Genomic DNA, 10,422 nt, shown 5'->3' on the forward strand with positions numbered 1-10,422 from the left:
GAGCTGCTGTCGTCCTACGACTACCCGGGCGACGACATTCCGATCATCAAGGGTTCGGCTCTGGCCGCTCTGGAAGGTCGCGATCCGGAAATCGGGGAGAACTCGATCAAGGCGCTGCTGGAAGCCGTCGACACCTACATCCCGACGCCCGAGCGTGCCGTTGACCTGCCGTTCCTGATGCCGATCGAAGACGTGTTCTCGATCTCGGGCCGTGGTACGGTTGTGACCGGCCGCGTCGAGCGTGGCGCTGTGAACGTCGGCGACGAACTGGAAATCGTGGGCATCCGCGACACCAAGAAAACGACCTGCACGGGCGTGGAAATGTTCCGCAAACTGCTGGATCGCGGGGAAGCTGGCGACAACATCGGCGCGCTGCTGCGCGGCGTCGACCGTGACGGCGTCGAGCGTGGTCAGGTTCTGGCCAAGCCCGGTTCGGTGAAGCCGCACACGAAGTTCGAAGCGGAAGCCTATATCCTCACGAAAGAGGAAGGTGGCCGTCACACGCCGTTCTTCGCGAACTACCGTCCGCAGTTCTACTTCCGCACGACGGACGTCACCGGCACCGTGAAGCTGCCGGAAGGCACCGAGATGGTGATGCCGGGCGACAACCTGAAGTTCGAAGTCGAACTGATCGCTCCGATCGCGATGGAAGAGAAGCTGCGCTTCGCCATCCGTGAAGGCGGCCGCACGGTTGGTGCTGGCGTCGTCTCGAAGATCATCGCCTGAGGCGAGAGATTCATCGAGTGATCCGGGGCCAACCCGGATATCAAGATGACAAGGCCCGTCCCGAAAGGGGCGGGCTTTATCCTTTGCCGGGCGATGGGGCCAGGTGGTGCCGGTGGCGCGGTCGAATGGGTATTTGCGCAACGGAGAAAATGGGAGGGGTGATGGTGATTGAACCGGTTGAATTCGACCTTCGGGCGACGGACGAGGATTATGCTCGCGGGTTCGACCTGATGTATCTGCGGCGACGGAAACCGCGCGCCGTCGTGATCCTTCTGCTTCTGCCGGTCCTAGCCTATGGCTATTTCTGGATGCTCAGGGTGGAAGATATCGGGTTGTTCATCGCGGCGGTTCTGGCTTTGTGGTGCTTCTTCTTGCTGAGCGGCTATGGTCGGCGCTTCTTCTGTCGCAAGCTTGCGCGCCGGATCAGGGCGACGACGCCGTCCATCCGCGCGGACTGGCGCGTCCGCGTCTCGACCGAGGGGGTTGGAGCCAGTTTGCCCGATGGTGTGGCCCAAATTCCCTGGCGGCTCTTTTTGGGCTACTCGCGGGACGAGGGCGGGATCATCGTCTATGACGCGCCCACCGTCATTCGCATCTTTCCCGCACGGCTGCTGAGCGCGGCGGAGCTGGACCGGATCGAGGCTTTCGCTCAGCAGGCGGGCGTCACCCGGATCTAGGACGCGGCTGGCGGGAGTCTGCGCAGCGGGATCGTTGTCATAAAAGTTCCTGTTTTGTTCTAAATGATGCTGTGCTAGCCTTTCCCGAGTTCCAGAGGAGATGGCTATGCTCGATCACGTTGGACTGACTGTCAGTGATTTTGCCCGGTCGCGGGCGTTTTACGAGGCCGCGCTGGCGGTGCTGGGGGTTTTTGTGGTGATGGAGGTCACCGAGGAAATGACCGGTGGCCATGGCGCGCATTTGGGCTTTGGTGTGCCCGACAATCCGTTCTTCTGGATCGGCACCGGCAAAGCGCCAGGCAGCGGTGTGCATGTGGCCTTTGCCGCCAGTGGTACGGCGGCGGTCGATGCGTTCTATCAGGCGGCCATTGCGGCGGGCGGGCGTGACAATGGCGCGCCGGGGCTGCGGCCGCATTATCATCCGGGCTATTACGGCGCCTTTGTTCTGGATCCCGATGGTAATAATATCGAAGCGGTTTTCCACGGAGCGGCGCAATGACGACCTATCACGGCTCCTGCTTCTGCGGCGCGGTCGCCTTCGAGGCCGATGGTGACTTGTCTGAAGGCACCATGCGCTGCAACTGCCGCTTCTGCCGCAAGATGCGCTATTGGGAAATGAAGCTGCCCGACCCGAGCGGCTTTCGCCTGCTGAAGGGCGAAGATCACCTGGCCGAGACGCCTCTGACCTTCCCCGAAGGCACCGACATGCATCACTGGTTCTGCAAGACCTGCGGCACGCGGCTGTGGACCCAGGGCAATATCGAGATGTTGGGCGGGCAGGTCGTCATGGTCTGCATCAATGCGCTGGACGACGTCAGTGTCGAGGAACTGGCTGAGGCACAGATCTATTTTGCCGATGGGGCGGCCAACGCCTGGGAAAATCCCGCACCCGAAACGCGGCATCTTTAGCGCGGGGTTGTCAGGGGGCCGCGAATCTGCTAGGCGGTCTTCAGACAAAAGGAGTAGGTGACATGGACTTTCCGCGAATCTGATCGTTTTTCAACGGCCTCGATTCACAAGGATTCCCCATGACTTCCCCATTTCTTGATGCGTCCAATCCGCATCCCATGCGTCTTCCCAACGGTCAGATCAACACCGGGCTTGTTCACCTGAACAGGGTCGTGACCCATCCGAACCTGACCATCGGCGATTATACCTATGCCAGCGCCTTCGATGCGCCGCAGGACTGGGCGGCGCGTCTTGCGCCCTATACCTATCCCGGCGCGCCGGAGCGTATCCGCATCGGGCGCTTCTGCCAGATCGCGAACGGGGTGCAGATCATCACCGGCTCGGCCAATCATCCGATGGCGGGGTTCTCGACCTATCCTTTCGCGATTTTCGATTTCGCGCGTCTTCGGGATTATGTCGCGCAACTGGGCGCGATCCCGGATACCGAGATCGGCAATGACGTCTGGCTGGGGGACGGGGCGACCGTGCTTCCTGGTGCCCGGATCGGCAATGGGGTCATCGTGGGCGCGCGGGCTGTGGTCGGCGGAGAGATCCCGGATTACGCGATTGTCGTCGGCAATCCGGGGCGCATCCTGCGCATGCGCTTTGCGCCGGATGTCATCGCCCGGCTGCTGGCGTTGCGATGGTGGGATTGGCCGCTGGATGCCATTGAACGCGCCACTCCGGCGCTGGCGGCATCGGATATCGACGCGCTTGAGCGGCTGGCCCCGGCCAGCACCTGACGCAAACCTGCCGGTCCGGTCGATCCCGGAGCGGCGCAATCCAAACTGACTGAGGTTACCAATGTTTCGCTGGTTTGAACGCCGGCTGGACCCCTATCCCGGTGACGCCCCGCAAATGGCGCCCAAGGGGATGTGGCGGTTCATCGTTCATTATTCCCGCGCGGCCCTGCCGTGGATGCTGGTGATGGCTGGCTGCTCGGCCTTGATCGCTGTGATCGAGGTCGTGCTGTTCGGCTATCTGGGCGATCTGGTGAACCGGCTCGCGACCTCTGACCGCGCGGCCTTCTGGGAGGTCGAGGGCGGCCGCCTGCTGCTGATGGGCGGGCTGCTGGTTCTGGCGCTGCCGCTTCTGCAGACGCTGTTTTCGCTGACCATGCATCAGACGCTGATGGGCAACTTTCCCCAGCGGATCCGCTGGCAGGCGCATCGCTATCTGCTGCGCCAGTCGATGAGCTATTTCCAGGACGAATTCGCCGGTCGGATCGCCACGAAGCTGATGCAGACCTCGCTTGCGGTGCGGGAAGTGGCGATGAAGTTCATGGACGTCATGGTCTATGTCAGCGTCTATTTCATCGGCGCGCTGGTGCTGGCGGCGACGACCGACCCCTGGATGGCGATTCCCTTCGCCTGCTGGGGCGTGCTTTACGGGCTGCTGCTGTGGTGGATCATTCCGCGCATCGCCAAGGTCTCGGAGGCGCAGGCGGATGCGCGGGCGGTGATGACCGGCCGCGTGGTCGACAGCTATACCAACATCACGACGGTGAAGCTGTTTTCCCATTCCGCGCGCGAAGAAAGCTATGTCCGCGAAAGCATGGACGGGTTCCTGCACACGGTTCATGCGCAGATGCGGCTGGCCTCGATCCAGAACGTGGTGCTGTCGACGCTGAACTCGGTGCTGACGCTGGCGGTGACGGTGCTGGGCCTTTACCTCTGGACCCATGGTCAGCTGGAGGTCGGTGCGGTCGCGGTCGCGATCCCGCTGGCGCTGCGGCTGGGCAACATGTCGCATTGGATCATGTGGGAGTTCGCGGGCCTCTTCGAGAACATCGGCACCGTGCGCGACGGCATCGGCAGTCTGGCCCTTCCCCGGCTGGTGACGGATGCCAGTGACGCAAAGCCCATCGAGCGGCATCAGGGCAAGGTCGAGTTTCAGCACCTGACCTTCCGCTATCACTCGGAAAAGCATGCCGAGCCGCGGACGATCCTGAAGGACCTGTCGCTGACCGTCCAACCCGGAGAGCGGATCGGCCTTGTCGGTCGCTCGGGTGCGGGCAAGTCGACGCTGGTGAACCTGCTTCTGCGCTTCCACGACCTGACCCAGGGGCGGATCCTGATCGACGGGCAGGACATCTCGAAGGTGACGCAGGAATCCCTGCGCGCGGGCATCGGCATGGTGACGCAGGACAATTCGCTGCTGCACCGCTCGGTCCGCGACAACATCGCCTATGGCCGTCCGGACGCCACGGATGACCAGATCATCGCCGCCGCGCGCGCGGCCGAGGCCTGGGGCTTTGTCCAGACGCTGGTCGACAGCAAGGGGCGGCGGGGGCTGGATGCGCATGTGGGCGAACGCGGGGTGAAGCTCTCGGGTGGTCAGCGGCAGCGGATCGCCATTGCGCGGGTGCTGCTGAAGGACGCGCCGATCCTGATTCTGGATGAGGCGACCTCGGCGCTTGACAGCGATGTCGAGGCGGCGATCCAGCAGCAGCTGATCCGGTTGATGGAGGGCAAGACCGTCATCGCCATCGCGCACCGCCTGTCGACCATCGCCCAGATGGACCGGCTGGTCGTGATGGATGAGGGCAGGGTGGTCGAATCCGGCACGCATGAGGAATTGCTGGCCCTTGACGGGATTTACTCCCGGTTGTGGGCGCGGCAATCGGGTGGATTCCTGTCACTTTAGCGTTCGCGCATGAACCCGCGCATCCGGCCTGATCGGGTAAGCTGAAGTTCGCTTTTTCCTATGTTTTTCAACCGAGAGAAAGCGGCGCCGATCAGTTTCAACTTGATGAGGCGAAGGTTTTGACCGCTGTTGGGGTGGGGCGCGATTGTATGCGCCTGTCGTTCGTAATGATTGAGAGTTTGTTTCCATGAGCGTTCAACAGACGTCCGGGCTTGACTACAGGCGTTCCCCTCAAAACCCGCAGCCACCTGCGCCTCGGCCGACCACCTCGCCTCAGGCTTCGCCATCGCCATCGCCCGGACAATCTGGCCAGGCTGGCATCGAAAGCGAGGCGCAGCGTGCGCGCTCCGAGATGCGCAATTTTGGTGGTGCAGCACCTAAGGGCCCACCCGGCAGTCCCCAAACCGGCGCGGCAGGGCATCTGACCACCATGCCGGGCGATGAAAACATCCCCAGCTATACCGGTGGTCTGCCTTCGCCATTTCCGCTTATTCCGAATATGCGCGATGACGGTGATACGTGGCCTGTGGCGACCGTGACCCCTTCGGAATTGCGGGGATGGGTACAGGATGCATCGGAATATCACGGCGTGCCGCCTGCGATGCTCGCGGTCATTCTGCAGCAGGAAAACAACCCGAACGCCTCGGGGATGGACAAGTTTCTGCAAGCGGGCGAACGCGCCCTGACCACCGGTCTTTCATGGCTGGACGATGTTGTGGGTGATATAATCCCCGATCAGTTTTCACGCGGCTCAACCGGCCTCGCGAATATGAGCGACGGGACCTTGCAGGAGACGCTGGCTTATCACCAGCAGAACTTCCCCGGCACTCCGGTCGTGCCCGGTGCGGTGGCTGACCGCCTTTGGGGAATGAATGCCGACACGGGCATATCGGGCGTCGATACCGAAGTTGATATGTACTATGCCGCCGCGCACCTGCGTCAGTTGATCGACGAAGTCACAGGTGAACCCGGCTTCAGCGGAGAGCTGACGCCAGAGCAGACGCAAGCGGTCTTTACCGCCTATAACGGCAGTGGCCCGATGGCTGAACAATACGGTGAAGACGCAATGGCCCTGCTGAATGGCGCCAATAGCGGCAAAGAGACGCTGTATTTCTATGAGACCTGAAGCCGGCAATGCGTAAGATTGTCCTTGTCGCCCTTCTGCTTGTCGGAGGGGCGATGGTTTTCACGCCGCTTGCCCAGAACCTGTTTCTGCTGGCGACGGGGCAGGGGTATTTCATCCCTTCGGAAAGCAGCATCTGGACGTTCCGGGCGACGCAGATGAACCAGGGCTCGGGCGAGTGGTGGCTGAGAGGTGAAGATCGCGCGCACTATTACGCGATAGGCGACATGCCGGGCAGCTATCTGATCCTTGATCGCGATGCGGCCGTGGCAAATGTGTCGGCGGACGATCCCGCCACCTGGGGCGATGCTGCCCGGCAGGGCCATGCCAAGAAATGATGGGCGGCTCGCATTCCCTCTTGAACAGGGGACGCTCGTGACGTAATCAGGCGCGCGGCATAGGGGTTTAGCTCAGTTGGTAGAGCATCGGTCTCCAAAACCGAGGGTCGTGGGTTCGAGTCCCCCAACCCCTGCCAGTTAATTTTACTGGCATTTCCGCAAAATCAATCACGAGCATCATCGGGCAGTTGGGCGCTTGGTTGGGAAAAACGGTTCCGGTGATCGTGCTGGACCAGCTTTTTCATGGCTGATTCGGCCAAGCCGCTATCGCGTTTCAGGTAATGTGCGTCCAGGATCAGTTCGACGTCCTTGAGCGCATGACCTGTGATTGTCGCGATCTCGGGCACGGTGCAGCCAGCCAGGGCCAGTCGGGTCACTGCCGTTCCCCTGATGTCGTGAAAGGTCGGTCCCTTGATCCCCGGACCGATCAGCGCTGCCGCTACGCAGCTCTTGCGCCAAGTGGTGCGGAAGCCGTCGCTTGTCCAGCTGTTGCCCTCGGCAGTGGTCAGGATCGTCACAGCGCGGCGCGGCATGGCGTCTAGCATGGCCTTGAGTGGTGCGCCGACGGGGATTGTGATGCGCTTTCCAGTTTTCCCCTGCCGCATACGAATGCTGTGGCCGTCATACGCGCGCCAAGTGAGCCTGATCAGGTCGCCTTGTCGCTGCCCTGTCCACACTGCCAGCATATACGCCTGACGAATGCGATCTGGCGCGACCTCAAGAAGGGCTTTCTCTGCGTCCTGAGACCAAACGCTCTCTGCGCGGTTTGCACGATAGAGCTTTCCTGGTCGTTCACATGGATTGGATGTGACGCGGCCTCGATCTTTTGCCCACGCCAATATCGCTGCAAGCGTGGCGAAGACATAATCTGCTTGCCTCCTTGATTTTTTCGCCATGCGGTCGCGCCAGTCCAGCATATCACCGCGTGTTGCCGGGTCCGGCAGTGCGATGATTGGCAATGTGCCGTATTCCTTTTCGATCACCCGGATGTTGCGCACATAATCGGCCTGCGTCCGTGCTGCCAGGTCTGTGAACTTTGGGCTGTCCTGGTAGGCGTTGATGATGGCCTGGAGTGTGTCTTGCGCGGGTGTTCTGCGTGCCTTCGTGGCTTCGTGGTACGCGTCCTGAAACCCCTGATCTCCCGGCTTCCCGGGCAAGCGGGGCCCGCCCTTCCACGCATAGTAGTAGACCACCCGCTGTCCATTCGAGAGAACCTTGCTGACTCGATTGACGCCCTTAAGCTTGACGCGCATTCTGTTCGGCCTTCCACTTTTCATAGGGGCTGAGATTGTCGTTTATCGCGGGTGTATCGTGATAGATGACAATTCGGCCATCAGGAGAGATCTCCGTCCGTGCGACATGTAGGCCAGCGGCAATGGTTGCCTTCTGGGCTCGTGTGACGTCGGATTGCTTGAACACAGTGCGCTCGGTCACCCCAACCTCCTGACTTCTTCCATTGCATAGCCGCCCCATTGGGCTGCTGCAGCGCGCATCATCCCTGGATAGGACCTGCTGCGCAGCCGGGCGCGCTCTGGGCCCGGTGACATGCGGTGGACCCGGTTCCATGCCTTCCATTCGTTGGATCCGCGTACGGGCTCGGCGAGCTGATCTGTTGCTACCAGCGCTTTCAGCCCGCGCAGATACCATCCTGTCGCCTTGTATTCGGGGTGACCGAACCAGTGCGGCTGGACCATATGCGGCGCGGGGAGGTCAGCAGGCATGCGATCACGGGCCAGATCATTCATTTCCGGGTTCTCGATGGCGACCCGCTCGATCGGTGCCGTCCAGCATGTGGTAAAGATGCTGACGCCAAGCTCAAATTCGGTGCGCATGTCCTCCCAGCTGCGGCCCTTGGGCAGCCGCTTTGGGTGTGTCCACTTCCCGGGTCCACTCATCCAGCGGCGGCCGGAGCGGCACAGGCGCGTGCAGGGCGGATGCATGACCGCCAGCAAGTCCCACCCTTCCTGCAGGATGCCATCGCGGATATCGCAGCGGATATGCCGATTGCTGCCATCCTCGGCTGCTTCGATGTCGCAGGACCAGACGTCATGCCCAAATGCAGCGAAGGCGCGCCGCGCGATGCCTGAGGTTTCACAGCCGATCAGCACGCGCATCACGCCATTGCCTCCAGCCGTCGCACGCGTGCGGCCATGCTTCGCGGGATTGGCCTGCGCCCGGCTTCCCATTCGCGAATGCGCTTGTAGCCATTGGGGCTCATGCCCAGGGCGCGGGCGAACTCCCGGCCCGTCAAGCCGAGCTGCTTGCGCATCTTCCACATCTCATGACCTGCCATGCCGGATGAACAGACCGGATGGAGGTACGGCGCTTCGGTGCCCTTCATGCCGCATCCTCCGGGAAACAGTGCGCGCAGCTGGCATAGGCGAGAAACGCCCAATCCTCGGTGCCATGACCTTGGCAGAGGCGACAGGCCGGATCAGGACCAAAGAAGCCGCTGATCTGGCGGATGGCTTCCTCCGCCGTCCGGGCGATCCCCGCTGAGCCCGTTTCCTCGTGGGTCCAGCTGAAGCGCGCGCCCGGGACATCGTGCTCGTGAATGGTGATCCCGCGATGGATGGCGGGGGCGAGCACAGCCATCAAGCCACCCTCATCGGCATCAGCACACCCAGAAACTCCGGATCCTCGGACAGGACAATTGCTGCGTCGCCGCTCCCATTGATCTGCAGGTGGATCGTTCCATAGGCTTGTGTGAAGCTGTGCAAGTACCGAATGTTGAAACCGATGGAGATCTTGCCTTCCGCCTCGATCGGCAATGATGCCTCCAGCCCGTCGCTGTGCGAGATGACGGACATGGTCTTTGCCGCAAGGTCGAGTTTTGCGGCGCTGCCGAAGTCGGTGATGCCTGGCGGGATCCGGCGGAACAGGGCTGGTGCCAGAACGGCCCGGGCCTTGTAACTGTCGTCGCCGGGCTTCGGCACGACGCGGTCATAATCGGGAAAGGTGCCGTCGATCATCCTGGTCGTCAGCGTCCAGCCATCGCCTTGGAACCGCATCCGGGGCGCGGTCCAGCCTGCAACACTGACCTCTTTGTCTCCACCAGCGGCCAGCAGGTTCGCCAGCGTGGTCACGGCGCGGGTGGGCAGGATATGCGCCGGCAGCGGCCAGTCCTGTTCTGACCTGCAAAGCGCCAGGCGATGGCCGTCCGTCGCGACCGCTGTGAGCTTGCCGCAGATGGTATGCAGGTAAATGCCGTTGAGGTAATAGCGGGTTTCCTCGGTCGAGATGCAGGGACGGCAGGTGTCCAGCATCTTGCGCAGCGAGCCCTCGGCAATCGTTCTGATCTCAGGCGCATCGGGCAGCTCGGCCATGGCCGGGAAGTCGGCGATGGGGGCCAGTTGGCGCCGTCTGAGCGTCAGGGGCCCGATCTGGATGGACAAGACATCGCCAAACTTGTCTTCGGGTTCGCGCTGGATGGTGACGGTTTCTTTGGCCTCGGCACCGCGCAGCAGCATGGCGAGCTGGCGCGCCTCAAGTGTGAATGCGCCGAAGGCTTCAACACATTGGGCCGGGCATTCGACCGACAGCATCTGATCGAGATCCGTGCCGCAGATCGTCAGCTTGTCGGCCTGCGGGTAGATGGCGATGCAGCCGAGAACGGGAATGGTGTTCCGCCGCTCGACCACGCTGGATGCCAGGGACACGGCGCGGCGCAGATCCGCGACCGTGCAGCGCATAGAGGTGGCCGACGCGACAGGTTCGGGTTGGGCAACGATATCGGAAAGAGCGTTCATTACAGCATCCCCAGTGCGGCTTTGTACATTTCAAGAATGGCCTCTTCCTCGGCCACGTCGTCCTTGTCGCGCTTGCGCAGCGCGATGACCTTGCGCATGATCTTGGGGCTGTAGCCCCGCGCTTTGGCCTCACCCATCAGCTCCTTCTGCTGATCGGCGATGTCCTTCTTCTCCGCATCAAGCTGCTCGTATTGCTCGATGAACTGACGCAGCTC

Annotated in this window: 16 protein-coding genes and 1 tRNA gene; 9 read left to right on the top strand and 8 right to left on the bottom strand. The window is 62.0% G+C overall.

The window, feature by feature from the left end; all coding sequences use genetic code 11:
* The 6 genes from IQ24_RS19780 to IQ24_RS19805 form a co-directional block, all read left to right on the top strand.
* Window positions 1-726: EF-Tu C-terminal domain-related protein (locus IQ24_RS19780; protein WP_242008375.1), on the top strand; the 726-nt coding region annotated here is incomplete at its 5' end.
* Window positions 727-887: 161 nt separating this feature from the next.
* A complete protein-coding gene (locus IQ24_RS19785; RefSeq protein ID WP_145400104.1) occupies window positions 888-1,403 on the top strand; it encodes a hypothetical protein in 516 nt (171 codons plus the stop codon).
* Window positions 1,404-1,509: 106 nt separating this feature from the next.
* A complete protein-coding gene (locus IQ24_RS19790; RefSeq protein ID WP_145400105.1) occupies window positions 1,510-1,902 on the top strand; it encodes a VOC family protein in 393 nt (130 codons plus the stop codon).
* Window positions 1,899-2,312, top strand: a complete 414-nt coding sequence (locus tag IQ24_RS19795; RefSeq protein WP_145400106.1) for a GFA family protein — start codon at window positions 1,899-1,901, stop codon at window positions 2,310-2,312. The genes IQ24_RS19790 and IQ24_RS19795 overlap by 4 nt, the downstream gene beginning before the upstream one ends.
* 119 nt (window positions 2,313-2,431) lie before the next feature.
* A complete protein-coding gene (locus tag IQ24_RS19800) occupies window positions 2,432-3,094 on the top strand; it encodes a CatB-related O-acetyltransferase (protein ID WP_145400107.1) in 663 nt (220 codons plus the stop codon).
* 61 nt (window positions 3,095-3,155) lie between these two features.
* On the top strand, window positions 3,156-4,997 hold the full coding sequence (locus IQ24_RS19805) for an ABC transporter ATP-binding protein (protein ID WP_145400108.1): 1,842 nt from the start codon (window positions 3,156-3,158) through the stop codon (window positions 4,995-4,997).
* Here the strand turns inward: IQ24_RS19805 and IQ24_RS19810 are convergent.
* Window positions 4,994-5,284, bottom strand: a complete 291-nt coding sequence (locus IQ24_RS19810; protein WP_145400109.1) for a hypothetical protein — start codon at window positions 5,282-5,284, stop codon at window positions 4,994-4,996. The genes IQ24_RS19805 and IQ24_RS19810 overlap by 4 nt on opposite strands.
* Window positions 5,285-5,349: 65 nt before the next feature.
* On the opposite strand from IQ24_RS19810, the gene IQ24_RS19815 reads away from it, so the two are divergent.
* From IQ24_RS19815 to IQ24_RS19825, 3 genes are all read left to right on the top strand, one after another.
* A complete protein-coding gene (locus IQ24_RS19815) occupies window positions 5,350-6,123 on the top strand; it encodes a hypothetical protein (RefSeq protein WP_145400110.1) in 774 nt (257 codons plus the stop codon).
* Between the two features lie 8 nt (window positions 6,124-6,131).
* A complete protein-coding gene (locus tag IQ24_RS19820) occupies window positions 6,132-6,458 on the top strand; it encodes a hypothetical protein (protein ID WP_145400111.1) in 327 nt (108 codons plus the stop codon).
* Between the two features lie 61 nt (window positions 6,459-6,519).
* Window positions 6,520-6,595 (top strand) — tRNA-Trp (locus IQ24_RS19825).
* Window positions 6,596-6,622: 27 nt separating this feature from the next.
* Here the strand turns inward: IQ24_RS19825 and IQ24_RS19830 are convergent.
* The 7 genes from IQ24_RS19830 to IQ24_RS19860 all read right to left on the bottom strand — a co-directional run.
* Window positions 6,623-7,711: a tyrosine-type recombinase/integrase gene (locus IQ24_RS19830; RefSeq protein ID WP_145400112.1), complete on the bottom strand. Its 1,089-nt coding sequence runs from the start codon at window positions 7,709-7,711 to the stop codon at window positions 6,623-6,625.
* A complete protein-coding gene (locus IQ24_RS19835; protein WP_145400113.1) occupies window positions 7,695-7,892 on the bottom strand; it encodes a hypothetical protein in 198 nt (65 codons plus the stop codon). The genes IQ24_RS19830 and IQ24_RS19835 overlap by 17 nt, the downstream gene beginning before the upstream one ends.
* Window positions 7,889-8,572: a hypothetical protein gene (locus IQ24_RS19840; protein WP_145400114.1), complete on the bottom strand. Its 684-nt coding sequence runs from the start codon at window positions 8,570-8,572 to the stop codon at window positions 7,889-7,891. Before IQ24_RS19840 ends, IQ24_RS19835 begins: the two co-directional genes overlap by 4 nt.
* Window positions 8,572-8,799: a helix-turn-helix domain-containing protein gene (locus IQ24_RS19845; RefSeq protein ID WP_145400115.1), complete on the bottom strand. Its 228-nt coding sequence runs from the start codon at window positions 8,797-8,799 to the stop codon at window positions 8,572-8,574. Before IQ24_RS19845 ends, IQ24_RS19840 begins: the two co-directional genes overlap by 1 nt.
* A complete protein-coding gene (locus IQ24_RS19850) occupies window positions 8,796-9,053 on the bottom strand; it encodes a hypothetical protein (RefSeq protein WP_145400116.1) in 258 nt (85 codons plus the stop codon). The genes IQ24_RS19845 and IQ24_RS19850 overlap by 4 nt, the downstream gene beginning before the upstream one ends.
* On the bottom strand, window positions 9,053-10,207 hold the full coding sequence (locus tag IQ24_RS19855) for a DNA polymerase III subunit beta (RefSeq protein ID WP_145400117.1): 1,155 nt from the start codon (window positions 10,205-10,207) through the stop codon (window positions 9,053-9,055). Before IQ24_RS19855 ends, IQ24_RS19850 begins: the two co-directional genes overlap by 1 nt.
* On the bottom strand, window positions 10,207-10,422 hold a 216-nt coding region (locus IQ24_RS19860), incomplete at its 5' end, for a DUF2312 domain-containing protein (protein ID WP_145400118.1). The genes IQ24_RS19855 and IQ24_RS19860, both read right to left, overlap by 1 nt.

The organism is Paracoccus sulfuroxidans (genome assembly GCF_007830335.1).
Lineage (GTDB): Bacteria > Pseudomonadota > Alphaproteobacteria > Rhodobacterales > Rhodobacteraceae > Paracoccus > Paracoccus sulfuroxidans.

Coding starts and splice junctions, on each gene's coding strand:
- IQ24_RS19785 (WP_145400104.1), top strand. CDS start 888: ATGGTGATTGAACCGGTTGAATTCGACCTTCGGGCGACGGACGAGGAT.
- IQ24_RS19790 (WP_145400105.1), top strand. CDS start 1,510: ATGCTCGATCACGTTGGACTGACTGTCAGTGATTTTGCCCGGTCGCGG.
- IQ24_RS19795 (WP_145400106.1), top strand. CDS start 1,899: ATGACGACCTATCACGGCTCCTGCTTCTGCGGCGCGGTCGCCTTCGAG.
- IQ24_RS19800 (WP_145400107.1), top strand. CDS start 2,432: ATGACTTCCCCATTTCTTGATGCGTCCAATCCGCATCCCATGCGTCTT.
- IQ24_RS19805 (WP_145400108.1), top strand. CDS start 3,156: ATGTTTCGCTGGTTTGAACGCCGGCTGGACCCCTATCCCGGTGACGCC.
- IQ24_RS19810 (WP_145400109.1), bottom strand. CDS start 5,284: ATGGCGAAGCCTGAGGCGAGGTGGTCGGCCGAGGCGCAGGTGGCTGCG.
- IQ24_RS19815 (WP_145400110.1), top strand. CDS start 5,350: ATGCGCAATTTTGGTGGTGCAGCACCTAAGGGCCCACCCGGCAGTCCC.
- IQ24_RS19820 (WP_145400111.1), top strand. CDS start 6,132: ATGCGTAAGATTGTCCTTGTCGCCCTTCTGCTTGTCGGAGGGGCGATG.
- IQ24_RS19830 (WP_145400112.1), bottom strand. CDS start 7,711: ATGCGCGTCAAGCTTAAGGGCGTCAATCGAGTCAGCAAGGTTCTCTCG.
- IQ24_RS19840 (WP_145400114.1), bottom strand. CDS start 8,572: ATGCGCGTGCTGATCGGCTGTGAAACCTCAGGCATCGCGCGGCGCGCC.
- IQ24_RS19845 (WP_145400115.1), bottom strand. CDS start 8,799: ATGAAGGGCACCGAAGCGCCGTACCTCCATCCGGTCTGTTCATCCGGC.
- IQ24_RS19850 (WP_145400116.1), bottom strand. CDS start 9,053: ATGGCTGTGCTCGCCCCCGCCATCCATCGCGGGATCACCATTCACGAG.
- IQ24_RS19855 (WP_145400117.1), bottom strand. CDS start 10,207: ATGAACGCTCTTTCCGATATCGTTGCCCAACCCGAACCTGTCGCGTCG.